14 protein-coding genes are annotated in these 15,861 nt (G+C 73.0%); 13 read left to right on the forward strand and 1 reads right to left on the reverse strand.

The window, feature by feature from the left end:
* Positions 1–9: 9 nt before the first annotated feature.
* Positions 10–1,014 carry an AAA family ATPase gene (locus tag M0M48_RS06510; RefSeq protein ID WP_215815163.1) on the reverse strand — a complete coding sequence of 335 codons (1,005 nt, stop codon included), beginning with the start codon at positions 1,012–1,014 and terminating at the stop codon, positions 10–12.
* 454 nt (positions 1,015–1,468) lie between these two features.
* Here M0M48_RS06510 and mraZ point away from each other — a divergent pair, with 454 nt between their 5' ends.
* The 13 genes from mraZ to M0M48_RS06575 all read left to right on the forward strand — a co-directional run bounded on the left by mraZ (position 1,469) and on the right by M0M48_RS06575 (position 15,777).
* On the forward strand, positions 1,469–1,882 hold the full coding sequence (mraZ, locus tag M0M48_RS06515; protein ID WP_374197009.1) for a division/cell wall cluster transcriptional repressor MraZ: 414 nt from the start codon (positions 1,469–1,471) through the stop codon (positions 1,880–1,882).
* Between the two features lie 280 nt (positions 1,883–2,162).
* The gene (locus M0M48_RS06520; RefSeq protein ID WP_257750520.1) at positions 2,163–2,318 is read left to right on the forward strand and encodes a hypothetical protein; all 156 of its coding nucleotides are present in this window, start codon (positions 2,163–2,165) and stop codon (positions 2,316–2,318) included.
* A gap of 1 nt (position 2,319) precedes the next feature.
* Positions 2,320–3,294, forward strand: a complete 975-nt coding sequence (gene rsmH / locus M0M48_RS06525; RefSeq protein ID WP_215815160.1) for a 16S rRNA (cytosine(1402)-N(4))-methyltransferase RsmH — start codon at positions 2,320–2,322, stop codon at positions 3,292–3,294.
* Positions 3,294–3,833 carry a hypothetical protein gene (locus tag M0M48_RS06530; RefSeq protein WP_215815159.1) on the forward strand — a complete coding sequence of 180 codons (540 nt, stop codon included), beginning with the start codon at positions 3,294–3,296 and terminating at the stop codon, positions 3,831–3,833. The genes rsmH and M0M48_RS06530 overlap by 1 nt, the downstream gene beginning before the upstream one ends.
* A gap of 73 nt (positions 3,834–3,906) precedes the next feature.
* Positions 3,907–5,730 (forward strand): peptidoglycan D,D-transpeptidase FtsI family protein, encoded by a 1,824-nt coding sequence (locus tag M0M48_RS06535; protein ID WP_257750521.1) that lies wholly within the window; start codon positions 3,907–3,909, stop codon positions 5,728–5,730.
* Positions 5,724–7,256 carry a UDP-N-acetylmuramoyl-L-alanyl-D-glutamate--2,6-diaminopimelate ligase gene (locus M0M48_RS06540; protein ID WP_445323404.1) on the forward strand — a complete coding sequence of 511 codons (1,533 nt, stop codon included), beginning with the start codon at positions 5,724–5,726 and terminating at the stop codon, positions 7,254–7,256. The genes M0M48_RS06535 and M0M48_RS06540 overlap by 7 nt, the downstream gene beginning before the upstream one ends.
* Complete coding sequence (locus M0M48_RS06545; RefSeq protein ID WP_257750523.1) at positions 7,253–8,623, forward strand: UDP-N-acetylmuramoyl-tripeptide--D-alanyl-D-alanine ligase; 1,371 nt, start codon at positions 7,253–7,255, stop codon at positions 8,621–8,623. The genes M0M48_RS06540 and M0M48_RS06545 overlap by 4 nt, the downstream gene beginning before the upstream one ends.
* On the forward strand, positions 8,620–9,690 hold the full coding sequence (gene mraY, locus M0M48_RS06550) for a phospho-N-acetylmuramoyl-pentapeptide-transferase (RefSeq protein ID WP_215815157.1): 1,071 nt from the start codon (positions 8,620–8,622) through the stop codon (positions 9,688–9,690). Before M0M48_RS06545 ends, mraY begins: the two co-directional genes overlap by 4 nt.
* On the forward strand, positions 9,687–11,162 hold the full coding sequence (gene murD, locus M0M48_RS06555) for a UDP-N-acetylmuramoyl-L-alanine--D-glutamate ligase (protein WP_257750524.1): 1,476 nt from the start codon (positions 9,687–9,689) through the stop codon (positions 11,160–11,162). The genes mraY and murD overlap by 4 nt, the downstream gene beginning before the upstream one ends.
* A gap of 88 nt (positions 11,163–11,250) precedes the next feature.
* Positions 11,251–12,510 (forward strand): putative lipid II flippase FtsW, encoded by a 1,260-nt coding sequence (ftsW, locus tag M0M48_RS06560; RefSeq protein WP_257750525.1) that lies wholly within the window; start codon positions 11,251–11,253, stop codon positions 12,508–12,510.
* Positions 12,511–12,519: 9 nt separating this feature from the next.
* Positions 12,520–13,617: an undecaprenyldiphospho-muramoylpentapeptide beta-N-acetylglucosaminyltransferase gene (murG, locus tag M0M48_RS06565; protein ID WP_257750526.1), complete on the forward strand. Its 1,098-nt coding sequence runs from the start codon at positions 12,520–12,522 to the stop codon at positions 13,615–13,617.
* Positions 13,614–15,020, forward strand: coding sequence for a UDP-N-acetylmuramate--L-alanine ligase (murC, locus tag M0M48_RS06570; protein ID WP_257750527.1), 1,407 nt, complete (start codon positions 13,614–13,616; stop codon positions 15,018–15,020). Before murG ends, murC begins: the two co-directional genes overlap by 4 nt.
* Positions 15,013–15,777 (forward strand): cell division protein FtsQ/DivIB, encoded by a 765-nt coding sequence (locus M0M48_RS06575; protein ID WP_257750528.1) that lies wholly within the window; start codon positions 15,013–15,015, stop codon positions 15,775–15,777. The genes murC and M0M48_RS06575 overlap by 8 nt, the downstream gene beginning before the upstream one ends.
* Positions 15,778–15,861: the final 84 nt, after the last annotated feature.

Raw genomic sequence — 15,861 nt, forward strand, 5'->3', positions numbered from 1 at the left:
GACCTCCCCTCACGCGGAAGGATCGGGTACCGGCACCTGGGCGGCGATCCCGTCCAGGATGCCGGCCAGGCTGCGACCGCCCACGGCGGCCTCGGCGCTGGGCAGGAGGCGGTGGGCGAGGACCGGCTGGACCAGCGCCCGCAGGTCGTCGGGGATCACGTAGTCACGGTGGTGCAGCGCCGCGCGCGCCTTGGCGGCGCGGACCAGGTGGAGCGTGGCGCGCGGCGAGGCGCCCAGCACCAGCTCGGGGCTGGACCGGGTCGCGGAGGTCAGCGCGACGGCGTACCGCTGGACGGCGTCGGCGACGTGCACCTGCGCGACGATCCCGCACAGCTTGCGGATCTCGGCGCTGTCGGTGACCGGCTCCAGGTCGTCGAGCGGGCTGACGGCGCCGTGGTTGGCCAGCATCGCGATCTCGGCCGCGGGCACCGGGTACCCGATCGACACGCGCGCCATGAAGCGGTCGCGCTGGGCCTCGGGCAGCGGGTAGGTGCCCTCCATCTCGACCGGGTTCTGGGTCGCGATCACCATGAACGGCGTGTCGAGGTGGTAGGTCACGTTGTCGACGGTCACCTGGCGCTCGGCCATGCACTCCAGCAGCGCCGACTGCGTCTTGGGCGAGGCCCGGTTGATCTCGTCGCCGATCACCACGTTGGCGAACACGCCGCCCGGCCGGAACTCGAACTCCCGCGTCGACTGGTTGAACACCGAGACGCCCGTGATGTCGGAGGGCAGCAGGTCCGGCGTGAACTGGATGCGCCGCACCGTCGAGTCGACGCTGCGCGCCAGCGCCTTGCTCAGCATCGTCTTGCCGACGCCGGGCACGTCCTCGAGCAGCAGGTGACCCTCGGCGAGCAGGACGACGATCGCCGCCGCCACCACGTCGCTCTTGCCCTCGATGACCTTCTCGACGTTCGCCTGGATGCGGCCGGCGACGCGCGCGACCGTGTCGACGTCGGTGCTCCCGGTCGGTACCGGGGCAGGGGCGCTGGTCGACGACTCCACGGAACTCATCCTTCTCCTGCGGCTACGGGCTTCCCGGCGGTGGTGCCGGGGTGGAGCAAACCCTAGATCAGCGTGCCCAACTCGGGGGCTGCTGTCACCTACCTCGCGGGTGCCGGGGCGAAGTGCGGGGGTTGCTGGTCCGACGCGCGCGGGTTGCGGAGGCAACCGCCGTCCCTCGCCGCAGCAACTCCCGCACCTCGTCCCAGCGACCCGCGCACCTCGTGGGGTGGGGCGGGCGCCACGCCCGGGCGGCATTTCTCCCCACCGGCGCTCCACTTCTCCTCCACCCCGCTCCACCAGCGCGTTCAGGCGTCTGACCTGCGGGTTTTCGGGCGCGGGGGAGCGACACGACTGCCGAAACGGGGTGTTCGGTGGTTGACGGTGGAGGAAAGTGGAGTACTGTGGGGGAAAGTGGAGGAAAGGTGATCCACGTCGACCGGCTGGGGGGTGCCCGATGCTCTTCATGGGCACCTACACCCCGAAGCTCGACGACAAGGGCCGCCTCTTCCTCCCGGCGAAGTTCAGGGATCGACTGGCGGAGGGCCTCGTGGTCACACAGGGACAGGACAAGTGCCTCGTCGTCTGGCCGACCGATGTCTTCGCCGACGAGGCCGAGCGGGCAGCCGCCCGGCCGATGACCAACCGCGCCGCCCGGCGCTACGCACGGGTCCTCTTCGCCGGTGGCGACGAGAGCACCCCTGACAAGCAGGGCCGGGTCGGTATCCCGGCCCACCTCCGGGAGTACGCCGGACTCGAGCGCGACGTGGTCGTGATCGGGGTCCGGGACCGCCTGGAGATCTGGAACCCGGCCGCGTGGCGCGAGTTCCAGCTCGAGGCGCTGGAGGAGTTCGCCGACCTCGACGAGGACGACGACTAGTCACCGCCCCGGCCGGGACGCCCGGCCACCAGCAGCAGCACTGACAACAGAACAGCGGATCCGCAGGACGAGGTCTCAGCCCGCTCCCGCTCCCGACAGCTCCGGTGCCACACCTCCTGTGACACCTTCCCCGGCCACAGGCGGGGCAGCACCCGAGCATCCCGCCTTCTGGGGCACCTTCCCCGGCACCAGACGGCACCCGAACAACGCCGGCGCGGGAGCGGGCAGGGACCTGGCTCTGCGGATCCGTTCCATTTCCCAGGGTCGAGGGGTCGAAATCATGAGGGTCGTACGCACGCTTCCGCCGGAGGTCTCCTCCGGCGAGCCTCGTGTGCGCGAGCTGGCGCGGGACGCCCTCACGTTGATGGCGTTCTCCGCGGCGGTCTCCGTCGGGTGCGCGTGCCTGTTCCTCCTCGCTCACCTCGCCGGGCGCTGACATGAGCAGCCCCCGCCACGTCCCCGTCCTGCTGGACCGGGTCGTCGCCCTGCTGGCGCCCGCGCTCGAGCGTGAGGGCGCCGTGCTCGTCGACTGCACGCTCGGTCTCGGTGGGCACACCGAGGCGGTCCTGCAGCGGCTGCCGCAGGCGCGCGTGATCGGTATCGACCGCGACCCGCAGGCGCTGGCGATGAGCCGGGAGCGGCTCGCGCCGTTCGGTGAGCGGTTCACCGGCGTCCAGGCCGTGTACGACGAGATCGCCGACGTGATCGCCGGCCAGGGGCTGAGCGAGGTCGACGCCGTCCTGTTCGACCTCGGCGTCTCCTCGATGCAGCTCGACCTGCCCGAGCGCGGCTTCGCGTACGCCGTGGACGCGCCGCTCGACATGCGGATGGGGAGCACCGGGCCGACCGCGGCCGACGTGCTCAACACCTACAGCGCCGCCGAGCTCACCCGCATCCTCAAGGAGTACGGCGAGGAGAAGATGGCGCGCCGGATCGCCGATGCCGTCGTGCGCGAGCGGGAGAAGGAGCCGTTCACCAGCTCCGGGCGCCTCGTGGCCCTCCTGTACGACGCCATCCCGGCCCCCGCGCGCCGTACCGGCGGGCACCCGGCCAAGCGCACCTTCCAGGCGCTGCGGATGGAGGTCAACGACGAGCTGCGGGTGCTGCAGCGCGCGATGCCCGCCGCGGTCGAGGCGATCGGGGTCGGCGGCCGGGTGGTCGTCGAGTCCTACCACTCGCTCGAGGACCGGCTGGTCAAGCGGACGTTCGCCGCCGCCACCCGGCTCGACGTCCCCGACGACCTGCCGTTCGTGCCCGAGGGGGCCGAGCCGTCGTACCGGCTCGTCACCCGGGGGGCCGAGCAGGCCAACGAGGAGGAGATCGAGGAGAACCCTCGGGCCGCCTCCGTCCGACTTCGCGCCGTCGAGCGCATCCGTCCGAGCAACGCATCGATCGGCAGGGGGACCCACTGATGTCGAGCACCGCACCACAGCCCAGGAACCGGCTCCCGCACGTCGCACCGCGGCTGGCCCAGGCCGCGCTCCAGCGCGCCCGGCTCAGCGTGGTGCCGCGGCGCCGCTCGCGCGCGCCCCGGATGCCCTTCGTCGCCTTCGTCAGCGTGATCCTGCTGGCCGGCGTGATCGGGCTGCTCCTCTTCAACACCTCGATGCAGCAGGCCTCGTTCCGCGAGACCGCGCTGGAGCGACAGGCCACCGACCTCGGCGTCCAGCAGGAGGCCCTGGAGATGGACCTGCAGACCCTCGACAACCAGGAGCGGGTGGCCGCGGCCGCCGAGAAGCTCGGCATGGTGATCCCGTCCACGCCGGCCGGGGTGCTGCACCTCGGCTCGGGCCGGATCACGGGCAAGCCGACCCCGGCCAGCGGTGCCGACCGGCTCCCGCTGCGGATGCCCGGGCCGCGCAAGCCCGCCTCGCTGGACCCCAAGCAGGTGACGGTGCGGACCGGCACGGCCGAGACGCCCGCGAACGGCGCGCCCAACCGCGATCGCTGACCGTCTCGCCGTAAGTTGGTGGTCCCCGCCTTCCGCGACCCGAGAGTGACCGAGAGCGACCAGAGAGCGACCGTTGAGCCGACCGAAGACCAGCCGTCTCCTGCGCCGTACCGGTGAGGTCCGGCGCGGCTCGCCGCACCGCCGGATGCAGATCGGGTTCCTGATCATCGCGATGGTGCTCTCGGTGTTCGCCGCGCGCCTGGTCCAGCTCCAGGGCGTCGACCCGCGCTCGTACGCCCAGATGGCCGCCGCCGAGGGCACCACCAACGTGGTGCTCCCGGCGACCCGTGGCGAGATCGTCGACCGCAAGGGCCGTCCGCTCGCCGAGAGCGTCGACGGCCGGATGATCGTCGCCGACCCCAAGGTGACCAGCAAGGTCGCCCCCGAGCTGGCCACGATCCTGGCCGACAGGCTGGGCATCGACTACTTCGAGGCGCTCAAGCGGCTGCGCGCCGAGGGCAGCCGGTTCGAGTACCTCGCCCGCCAGGTCCCGGCGAGCAAGGCCGAGCAGGTCGTCGACGAGATCCGCGAGCAGTTCAAGGACGACAAGGGCAACCCGTTCTCCGGTCTGTCCGTACGCCGCGACCCGCTGCGGGTCTACCCGAGCCGCTCGGTCGCGGCCAACCTGCTCGGGTTCCTCGGGACGCCGACCAACAAGGGCGCTGCCCAGCCGCTCGCCGGGCTCGAGGCCTCGTTCAACAAGTACCTCTCGGGCAAGGACGGCAAGGCTCGCTTCACCCGCGGCGCCGGCAACCAGATCCCGCTCGGCGACAACACGATCACCCCGGCGGTCGACGGCAAGATGCTGCGGCTGACGATCGACAGCGACCTGCAGTTCTACGCCCAGCGAGTGCTGCAGAAGACCGTCGTCGGCGCCGGCGGCGAGTCGGGCATCGCCGTGGTCATGGACAGCCGCACCGGTGAGGTGCTGGCGCTGGCCGACTACCCGACGTACGACGCGTCGGACCCCTATCGCAACGCCGGCGACAAGGAGCTCTACAAGTCGGCCGCGCTGACCGACGTCTACGAGCCGGGCTCGGTCGAGAAGGTGCTCACGATGAGCGCCCTCATCGACGCCGGGCTCGCCTACAAGGACCAGAAGTTCAAGGTCCCGCCCAAGCTCTTCCGCCAGGACAAGCCGATCGGCGACTACTGGGACCACCCCACGCTCAAGCTGACCCTGGCCGGCATCCTGGCCAAGTCCTCCAACATCGGCACCGTGCTCGCCGCCGACCAGTTCAAGAACGGCCAGCTGCGCCAGTACCTCCAGCGCTTCGGGCTCGGTAGCCGCACCGGCGTCGGCCTCGCCGGCGAGACCAACGGCCTCCTGCCCCAGGGCGCGGCGTGGACCTCCCAGGTCGGCGACCGCATCGCCTTCGGCCAGTCGCTCTCGGTCAACGCCCTGCAGATGGCGGCCGCGGTCAACACGATCGCCAACGGCGGCGTGCGGATCGACCCCAGCCTGGTGCGCGGCTCGGCGACCACCGACGGTGGCGCGAGCGTCGGCACCGACAACGCGACCACCCGCCGGGTGATCAGCGAGAAGGCCGCGCACGAGACGATGCTCATGATGGAGCGCGTGGTCGACCCCGACGCCGGCGTCGCCCCCAAGGCGGCGATCCCCGGCTACCGGGTCGCGGGCAAGACCGGAACCGCCCAGCGCGTCGGCGACGACGGCCGCGGGTACGACGGCTCGACCACCGTCTCCTTCGCCGGCTTCGCGCCGGCCGACGAGCCCCGCTTCACCGTCTACGTCGTGGTGCACAAGCCGCGCGCGGGCAGCGGCGGTGGCAGCACCGCGGGCCCGGCCTTCGCCGAGCTGATGAGCTACACGCTGCGCCGCTACGGCGTGGCGCCGACCGGGGCCAAGCCCAACCAGACGCCGGTGACGTGGTGAGTGCCCCGGACCCCACCCTCGCCGCGCGCCCCGCGCACCCGCCCGCCACGCCCCTGGTGGACGTGGCCCGGGCGCTGGGCCTGGCGGGGGCCTACCCGGACGTCGTCGTCACCGGGATCACCCTCGACTCGCGCCGGGTCCGCCCCGGCGACCTGTACGCCGGCCTGGCCGGCGCCCGCGCCCACGGCGCGCGCTTCGCCGTCCAGGCGGCCGAGTCGGGCGCGGTCGCGATCCTCACCGATGCCGAGGGAGCCGCGCTCGCGCGTGACTCCGGCCTGCCCGCGCTCGTCGTGGCCCACCCCCGCGCGGTGCTGGGGGAGACCGCGGCGTCGGTCTACGGCCACCCGGCCGCCGCGCTGCGCACCATCGGCGTGACCGGCACCCAGGGCAAGACCACCGTGACCCGGCTGCTCGACGGCGGGCTGCTCGCGGCCGGCGTCCGCAGCGCCGCGATCGGCACGGTCGGCACCCGGATCGCCGGCGAGGAGGTCAAGACCTCCCTCACCACGCCCGAGGCGCCCGACCTGCACGCTCTCTTCGCCCGGATGCGCGAGCTCGACGTGAGCGCCTGCGCGATGGAGGTCTCCAGCCACGCGCTGGTGATGGGCCGGGTCGACGGGGTCGTCTTCGACGTGGCCGTCTTCACCAACCTGGGCCGCGACCACCTCGACTTCCACGCCGACGTCGAGGACTACTTCCAGGCCAAGGCGACGCTCTTCACCCCCGCGCACGCGCGGCTCGGGCTGGTCTGCGTCGACGACGAGCACGGCCGCCGGCTGGTGACCGAGGCGTCGGTCCCGATCCGCACCTACGCCGTCGGCGACGACCGCGCCGCCGACTGGACCGTGCGCGAGGTCGTGCTCGGTCCCGACGGGTCCTCCTTCGTCGTGCACGGCCCCGGCGGGGTCCGCGTGCCCGGACGGGTGCCGCTCGCCGGTGAGTTCAACGTCGCCAACGCGCTCGCCGCGATCGCCGCGGCGGCCGAGGCCGGCTTCGACCCGCAGGCGGTCGCCGACGGGATCGCCCGCTCCGGCGGCGTCCCCGGGCGCCTGGAGCGGATCCCCACCGACCGCGACCTGACGGTGGTCGTCGATTACGCCCACAAGCCCGACGCGGTCGACGCCGTCCTGCGCACGCTGCGCCCGGTCACCCGTGGCAGGCTGATCGTCGTGATCGGTGCAGGGGGAGACCGCGACCGCGGCAAGCGCCCGGTGATGGGGGCGATCGCGGCCGAGCTGGCCGACCTCGTCGTCGTCACCGACGACAACCCGCGCACCGAGGACCCCGCCGCGATCCGGGCCGAGGTGCTGGCCGGTGCCCGCACCGGCACCGCCGAGGTCCGCGAGATCGGCGACCGCCGTACGGCGATCGGCGAGGCGCTCGCGCTCGCGGGCGACGGCGACGTCGTCCTGGTCGCCGGCAAGGGCCACGAGACCGGCCAGGAGGTCGCCGGCGTGGTGCACCCGTTCGACGACCGCGAGGTCGTGCGCGAGGTGCTCGCCGAGCTCGCCGGCGGCGCGCGATGATCCCGCTGCGGCTCTCCGAGATCGCGGCCGTCACCGGCGGAACCCTCCACGGCGAGGACGTCACGGTCGCTGGTCCGGCCTACCTCGACAGCCGGACGCCGGTCGCCGACGGCCTCTTCGTCGCCGTCGTGGGGGAGCGGGTCGACGGCCATGCCTACGCCGACGGCGCGCACGCCGTGCTCGGCAGCCGGCCCACGACCGCGCCCACCGTCGTCGTCGCCGACCCCGTGGTCGCCCTGGGCGTGCTCGCCCGCCACGTGCTCGACCGGCTCGACCCCGTCGTGCTGGCGATGACCGGCTCCCAGGGCAAGACCGGGACCAAGGACTACCTCGCCGCGGTGCTGCGCACGCTCGGCGGCGCCGGGAGCGTCGTGGCGACCACGGCCAACCACAACAACGAGCTCGGCGTCCCCCTGACCGTGCTGCACGCCGACGCCGGGACCCGGCACCTCGTGGTCGAGATGGGCGCGCGCGGCGTGGGCCACATCTCCTACCTGTGCGAGATCGCGCCGCCGCACATCGCCGCGGTGCTCAACGTCGGCACCGCCCACGTCGGCGAGTTCGGCGGACGCGACCAGATCGCCCGGGCCAAGGGCGAGATCGTCGAGGCGCTGCCCGCCGGCGGGACCGCCGTGCTCAACGCCGACGACCCGCTGGTCGCGCCGATGGCGGCGCGGACCGGGGCCGCGGTGGTCACCTTCGGCACGTCCGGAGACGTGCGCTGGCACGACGTCCGCCTCGACGAGCGCGGCCGGCCCGGCTTCGTGCTGGTCCACGACGGCGAGTCCCACCCCGTGCAACTGCGCCAGAGCGGGCTGCACCAGGTCCCCAACGCCGCCGCGGCCGCCGCGATGGCGCTCGCCGCGGGGCTGCCGCTCGCCGAGGTCGCCGTGGCGCTGGGCGAGGCCGACGCCGCCTCGCGCTGGCGGATGGAGGTCACCGAGCGCGCCGACGGGCTGGTGCTGGTCAACGACGCCTACAACGCCAACCCCGACTCCATGCGCGCCGCGCTCGAGGCGCTGGTCGCGATCGGGCGCGGGGACGCGAGCCGTCCGCGCCGTACGGTCGCGGTGCTGGGCGAGATGCGCGAGCTCGGCGACGAGCACGACGCCGCCCACCGCGCCGTCGGTACGACGGCCGCCGAGCTCGGCGTCGACGTCGTGGTGGTCGTCACCGAAGCGGCCCGCGGCATCGCCGACGGAGCCTCCGGAGGCACCGGTGAGGTGATCGTCACGGCGGGGCGGGACGAAGCCGAGGCCTGGGTGCGGCAGAATGCCGGTCCGGAGGACGTCGTCCTCGTCAAGGCGTCGCGCGGCGTCGCCTTGGAAGTGGTGGCACAGGCGATCCTGGAGGAGACGACGGCGTGAGAGCGATCCTGCTCGGCGGTGGCATCGCCCTGCTGATCTCGCTGCTCGGCACCCGGGTGGCGATCAACGCGTTCACCAAGCTGGGCTACGGCCAGGAGATCCGCGACGACGGACCGACCAGCCACCACACCAAGCGCGGCACGCCCACCATGGGCGGCGTCGTGATCATCCTGGCGGCGGTGGTCGGCTACTTCCTGGCCAAGCTGATCACGATGACCACGCCCAGCGCCTCGGCGCTGCTGCTGCTCTTCCTGTTCGTCGGGATGGGCCTGGTCGGCTTCCTCGACGACTTCATCAAGATCTACAAGCAGCGCAGCCTCGGTCTGCGCAGCAAGGCCAAGATGGCCGGGCAGACCGTGATCGCGCTGGTCTTCGGCTGGTTGGCGCTCTCGCCCTGGCTCGAGGACTCCCACGGCCGCACGCCGGCCAGCGAGAAGGTCTCGTTCCTGCGCGAGCTCGACTGGTTCGTGCTGCCCACGATCCTGGCGATCCTGCTGATCTGGCTCTTCGTCGCGGGCTTCAGCAACGCGGTCAACCTCACCGACGGGCTCGACGGCCTCGCGGCCGGCGCCTCGGTGATGGTCTTCGGCGCCTACACGCTGGTGAACATCTGGCAGAGCAACCAGTTCTGCCAGGAGCAGCCCAGCGCCAGCTGCTACAACGTGCGTGACCCACTCGACCTGGCGATCATCGCCGCGGCGATCACCGGGGCCTGCTTCGGCTTCCTGTGGTGGAACGCCTCACCGGCCAAGATCTTCATGGGCGACACCGGCTCGCTGGCGCTCGGCAGCGCCCTGGCCGGCTTCGCGATCCTGACCCGGACCGAGCTGCTGCTGGTCATCCTGGGCGGCCTGTTCGTCCTCGAGACGGTCTCGGTGATGATGCAGGTCGGCTTCTTCAAGCTCACCAAGGGCCGGCGGATCTTCCGGATGGCGCCGATCCACCACCACTTCGAGATGCTCGGGTGGGAGCAGGTCACCGTGGTGATCCGGTTCTGGATCATCACCGGCCTCTTCGTCGCCACCGGCCTCGGGATCTTCTACGCCGAGTGGGTGTCGCGACTGTGACGACCGACGTCTCCACGCTCGGGCGCAAGGACTCCTGGGAGGGCGTGCGGGCGGTCGTCGCCGGCTTCGGCACCAGCGGCGCGGCCGCGGTCGACAACCTGCTCCACCTCGGCGCGAGCGTCCACGCGGTCGCCGAGAGCGCGCACCCGCGGATCCTCGAGCGTGCCGAGCTGCTCGAGGTGCTCGGCGCGACCATCGACATCCACGAGGGGGCGACCGCGGCGCTGCCCGAGGAGGCCGACCTGCTCGTCGTCTCGCCGGGCTTCCGGCCCGACGCCCCGATCATCGTGGCGGCGCGCGAGCGCGGCGTACCGGTGTGGGGGGAGGTGGAGCTGGCCTGGCGCCTGCGCGACCCCGACCGGCCCGCGCCGTGGCTGTGCATCACCGGAACCAACGGCAAGACCACGACCGTGCAGATGCTCGACAGCATCCTGCGCGCCGCGGGCCTGCGCAGCGTCGCGGCCGGCAACGTCGGGCTGCCGCTGACCGAGGCGGTCATGGACCCCGAGCCCTACGACGTCATCGCGGTCGAGCTGTCGAGCTTCCAGCTCCACTACACCGACTCGATGGCGGCCGAGAGCGCCGTCGTCCTCAACGTCGCCGAGGACCACCTCGACTGGTACGACGGCCCGGCCGGGATGGACGACTACGCCCGCGACAAGGGCCGGATCTACCAGAACGTCGAGCGCGCCTGCGTCTACAACGTCGCCGACCCGGTGACCGAGGACCTGGTCCGCGAGGCCGACGTGGTCGAGGGCGCCCGGGCGATCGGGTTCACCCTCGGGATGCCCGCCGTCGGCATGCTCGGCGTGGTCGAGGACATCCTCGTCGACCGCGCCTTCATCGAGCAGCGCGAATCGAGCGCGGCCGAGCTGTGCACCCTCGACGACCTGGCCTCGACCGCCCCCCACTTCGTCGCCAACGCGCTCGCCGCGGCGGCGCTCGCCCGGGCCCACGGCATCAGCCAGGCCGCGGTGCGCGACGGGCTGCGCGCCTTCCGTCCCGACGGCCACCGGATCGCGGTCGTCGCCGAGCACGACGCGATCACCTGGGTCGACGACTCCAAGGCGACCAACCCCCACGCGGCGGCCTCGTCGCTGGCGGCGTTCGCACCGGTCGTGTGGGTCGCCGGGGGACTGGCCAAGGGGGCGCACTTCGACGGCCTCGTGAGCAGCGTGGGGGACCGGCTGCGGGCCGTCGTCCTCATCGGCCGCGACCGCCAGGTGATCGCCGACGCGCTTTCGCGACACGCACCCGATGTGCCGGTGTTCCAGGTCGAGACCCCTGAGACTGGTGGGGCAGTCGGTGACGACCTGATGAGGCGGGTCGTGGCGACCGCGGCCGAGGCCGCCCAGCCGGGCGACACCGTGCTGCTGGCGCCGGGATGCGCCTCGATGGACCAGTTCACCGACTACGCCGCACGAGGCGATGCCTTCGCCACCGCGGTACGGGAGCACGTCGGCACGAGCTGAGCAGGACCGGAACGGGAGCGAGGGGGTCGTCATCACCACTGCGAACCCCGAGCGCACCCGGCCGGGTCTCTCCGGTCTCCTGCGCCGCGTGCCGCGCCCGCGGCTGGGCCGGCTGCCCTCGCTCCGCACGCTGCGCGAGGTCCGCTCCAGCAGCACTCGCACCGGGTGGACCCGCACGCTCAAGGACGCGCTCGACCGGCCGCTGACGACGTACTACCTGCTCCTCGGCGCCACCGCGCTGCTGCTCACCATCGGCCTGATCATGGTGCTCAGCGCGTCGAGCGTGTCGTCGTACCGGGCGACGGGGGACTCGTACACGATCGTCAAGCGCCAGGTGATGTGGGTCGCGCTCGGCATCCCGTGCGCGTTCATCGCCTCCCGGGTCTCGATCAAGTGGGTGCGCGGGCTGGCCTACCCGGCGTTCTCGATCTCGTTGATCCTGCTCGGCCTGACCGCGCTCGTCGGCGTCGAGGTCAACGGCAACACCAACTGGCTCGCCCTGGGCCCGGTGCAGATCCAGCCCTCCGAGATCGCCAAGCTCTCGCTGGTCATCTGGGCCAGCCACATCTACGCCAACAAGGAACGCCGCCTCGGGAACCTGCACCAGATGCTGGTGCCGGTGGTGCCCGGGATGATCCTGGCCACCGGCCTGGTCGTGGTCGGCCGCGACCTCGGTACGGCGCTCATCTTCTTCGCTCTGCTCGTCGCGATGCTCTGGGTGGTCGGCGCCCCGGCGCGGCTGTTCGTGATGAGCTTCCTCGTGGTCAGCGTCCTCGCGCTGGCGCTGGCCGCGACCAACCCGGTCCGCATGGCGCGCATCTCGAGCTTCACCAACCCCCTGCGCGAGGACATCTACCACTCGACGGGCTGGCAGCCGGCCCACGGTCTCTACGCGATGTCCAGCGGGGGCATCTTCGGCGAGGGCATCGGCGCCAGCCAGCAGAAGTGGGGCTCGCTGCCCGAGGCCCACACCGACTTCATCTTCGCCGTCCTCGGCGAGGAGCTCGGCCTGGTCGGCACGCTGCTGGTGATCGGGCTCTTCCTGGTCATCGCGTACGCCGGCCTGCGGGTCGCGCGCGAGACCACGCAGCCGTTCGTGCGCTACTGCACCTTCGGGATCATGGTCTGGCTGATCGGCCAGATGATGATCAACGTCGGCATGGTGCTCGCCATGCTTCCCGTCATCGGCATCCCCCTGCCCCTGGTCTCCTACGGCGGCTCGAGCCTGCTGCCGACCCTGGCCGCGCTGGGCCTGGTGATCGGCTTCGCCCGGCGCGAACCCGCGGCGGCGCGCGCGCTGGCGCAACGGCGGCGGGCCCGGTCGGCCGGTCTGTCGGCGCGCGGATAGGTTCTCCCCGTGAGGATTCTTCTGGCCGGTGGGGGGACGGCGGGGCACACCTCGCCGCTGCTCGCGACCGCCGACGCGCTGCGCCGACTCGACCCCGACGTCGAGATCACCTGCCTGGGCACGCCCCGGGGCCTGGAGAACAAGGTCGTGCCCGCGGCCGGGTACCCGCTGCGGCTGGTGCCGCCGGTGCCGCTGCCGCGCAAGCCCGGCAAGGACCTCGCCCTGGTGCCCCAGCGGCTGCGCGCCGCGGTCAAGGCGGCCCTCGACGTCGTCGACGACGTCCGGCCCGACGTGATCGTCGGCTACGGCGGCTACGTGTCGATGCCGGCCTACCTCGCCGCGCGCCGGCGCAAGCTGCCCCTGGTCGTGCACGAGCAGAACGCGCTGCCCGGCGTCGCCAACAAGTTCGGCGCCCGGATCGCGACCCGGGTCGCGGTGAGCTTCCCCGACACGCCCCTGAAGAAGGCCGAGTACGTCGGTCTGCCCGTGCGCCGGATGATCAGCACCCTCGACCGGGCCGCCCTGCGCGGTGAGGCGCGGGCGTTCTTCGGCCTCGACCCCGAGCTGCCCACGCTCGTGGTGACCGGCGGCTCCCAGGGCGCGCGCCGGCTCAACCAGGCGATCAGCGGCGCCGCCGCGGCGCTCGGCTCGGCCGGCGTCCAGGTGCTCCACGTGATCGGTCCCAACGGCGCCAGCGACCCGAGCTGGTCCGCGCCCGTCGCGACCGGCGTCCCCTACGTCGTGCTGCCGTTCGTCGAGCGGATGGACTACGCCCTGGCCGCCGCCGACCTCATGGTCTGCCGCTCCGGCGCCTCCAGCGTGGTCGAGGCCGCGTCGAGCGGCGTACCGGCGATCTTCGTGCCGCTGCCCATCGGCAACGGCGAGCAGGCCCTCAACGCCCGCCCGGTCGTCGAGGCCGGGGGAGCGCTGCTGGTCGAGGACGCCTCGTTCAGCGCCGACTACGTCGCCGACACCGTCCCCGCGCTGGTCCGCGACGCCGAGCGCCTGGCCCGGATGGGCGCCGCCGCCTCCGAGCTGGTCCCGCGCGACGCCGACGACCAGCTCGCCCGGATCATCCGGGACGTCGCCGCCGGAGCGCGCCGGTGAAGATCCCGGTCCCCGACGAGATCCTCCCCGCCGACCGGCTCGGCCGGGTCCACCTCGTCGGCATCGGCGGTGCGGGTCTCTCGGCCATCGCCCGGCTGATGCACCAGTCCGGCGTCGCGGTGAGCGGCAGCGACGCCCACGACTCCGCGGTCGTCGCGGCGCTGCGCTCCGAGGGGATCACCGTCCACGTCGGCCACGACGCCGCCCACCTCGACGGCGTCGACACGGTCATCGCCACCACGGCCGCCCGCGAGGACAACCCCGAGATCGTCGCCGCGCTCGCGCGGGGACTGCGGCTGTGGCCGCGCTCGGCCGGCCTGCAGTCGGTGCTGCTCGGACGCCGCGTCGTCGCCGTCGGCGGCACCCACGGCAAGACCACGACCACCGCGATGCTCACCGTCGCGCTCCAGGAGGCCGGGCTCGACCCGACCTTCGCCATCGGCGCCGAGGTCGCCAGCCTGGGCACCAACGCCCGGCTCGGCACCGGCGACGTCGCCGTCGTCGAGGCCGACGAGTCCGACGGCGCCTTCCTCGTCTACACCCCCGAGATCGCCGTCGTCACCAACGTCGACGCCGACCACCTCGACCACTGGGGCACGCCCGAGGCCTACGCCGACGCGTTCGCCCGCTTCGTCGAGGGCGCCTCCGCCGGCGCGGTCGTCAACACCGACGACGCCGGCGCCGCCGCGCTGGTCGTCGACGGGACCGGTGTGGCCGGCGCCGGCTTCGCCGAGGGTGCTGCCGTGCGCGGCAGCGAGCTCGTGATGTCCGGCGGTACGACGACCTTCCGGGTCGAGGTCGGCGACGTCGACCTGGGCCGGGTCGAGCTCGGCGTGCCCGGGCGCCACTACGCCCAGGACGCGCTCCTCGCGCTCGCCGTCGGTCTCGACCTCGGGGCCGAGCCGGCCGACCTGGTCCGCGGCCTGGCCCGGCACCGCGGTGCCAAGCGCCGCATGGAGCACGTCGGCACCGCGGCCGGGGTCCGGGTCTACGACTCCTACGCCCACCACCCCAGCGAGATCCGCGGCGACCTCGAGGCCGCCCGCTCGCTGGTGGGTGACGAGGGCCGCCTGGTCGTCTGCTTCCAGCCGCACCTGGTCTCGCGCACCCGGATCTTCGGTGCCGAGATGGGTCACGAGCTCGGCGCGGCCGACGAGGTCGTGCTGCTCGACGTCTACGTCGCCCGCGAGGACCCCGACCCCGCGGTGACCGGTGCGCTGGTGGCCGCCGCGGTGCCGCTGCCGGCGGAGCAGGTCCGCTTCGTGGCCGACCGGTCCGCCGTACTGGAGGTGCTGGGGGGCATCGCCCGCCCCGGCGACCTCGTGCTCACCCTCGGCGCGGGCGATGTCACCACGATCGCGCCCGCCCTGGTCGCTGCGCTCGCGGAGCGGGGCGATGGCTAGGGGCAAGGCCCGCGAGAAGCGGCCGCGCGGCGGGGCCGCCGACACCCTCGAGCGCACCCGCAAGGCCTTCGCCCGGCGCCAGCGCGCCCGGCGCTGGCTGACCTGGCGCTACCTGCTCGCCGCCTTCGTGCTCGTCGGCGCGATCGGGTTCGGCGTCTACGCCCTCTACTTCTCCTCGTGGCTGCGTACCGAGGGGGTCGACCTGGTCGGCAACGCCCAGCTCAGCGACAAGCAGGTCCTCGCCGTCGCCGACGTACCCACCGGGGGACCGCTCGCGACCGTCGACCTCCAGGCGATCGAGCTGCGGGTCAAGGCCCTGGCCACGGTCAAGAGCGTGGACGTCTCGCGCAAGTGGCCCCACCAGGTGCGCATCGTGGTCGTCGAGCGCACCCCGATCGCCGTCCTCGACCGGGGCGACCGGCTCACCAACCTCGACGCCGGCGGTGTCGCCTTCGGGCGGCTGGCCAAGGCCCCCGCCGGGCTGCCGCGGGTCAAGATCGGGCCCGGTGCCTCCGGCGACGCGCTGGTCGAGGGCGCCCACGTCGTCGCCGCGCTCGACCCCCAGGTCACCGAGCTCGTCGACTTCGTCGAGGCGCAGACCGTCGACGAGATCCTGCTCCACCTGCGCGACGGCCGCCTGGTGCGCTGGGGGAGTGCGGACCAGGCCGACGACAAGGCCGCGGTGCTGCTCGAGCTGCTCGACCGCAAGGCCCAGGTGTACGACGTCTCGGTCCCCGGAGCCCCGACCACCCGCTAAATCGGGCGGGGTGCGGCGTGTCTGCGCCGGGGAGCGCCCCGGCGTACCTACTGTCATGGACACGACGAGGTTGACATAACTATA

This window comes from Pimelobacter simplex, assembly GCF_024662235.1.
In the GTDB taxonomy this organism is placed as follows: domain Bacteria; phylum Actinomycetota; class Actinomycetes; order Propionibacteriales; family Nocardioidaceae; genus Nocardioides.

Coding starts and splice junctions, on each gene's coding strand:
- M0M48_RS06510 (WP_215815163.1), bottom strand. CDS start 1,014: ATGAGTTCCGTGGAGTCGTCGACCAGCGCCCCTGCCCCGGTACCGACC.
- mraZ (WP_374197009.1), top strand. CDS start 1,469: ATGGGCACCTACACCCCGAAGCTCGACGACAAGGGCCGCCTCTTCCTC.
- M0M48_RS06520 (WP_257750520.1), top strand. CDS start 2,163: ATGAGGGTCGTACGCACGCTTCCGCCGGAGGTCTCCTCCGGCGAGCCT.
- rsmH (WP_215815160.1), top strand. CDS start 2,320: ATGAGCAGCCCCCGCCACGTCCCCGTCCTGCTGGACCGGGTCGTCGCC.
- M0M48_RS06530 (WP_215815159.1), top strand. CDS start 3,294: ATGTCGAGCACCGCACCACAGCCCAGGAACCGGCTCCCGCACGTCGCA.
- M0M48_RS06545 (WP_257750523.1), top strand. CDS start 7,253: ATGATCCCGCTGCGGCTCTCCGAGATCGCGGCCGTCACCGGCGGAACC.
- M0M48_RS06575 (WP_257750528.1), top strand. CDS start 15,013: ATGGCTAGGGGCAAGGCCCGCGAGAAGCGGCCGCGCGGCGGGGCCGCC.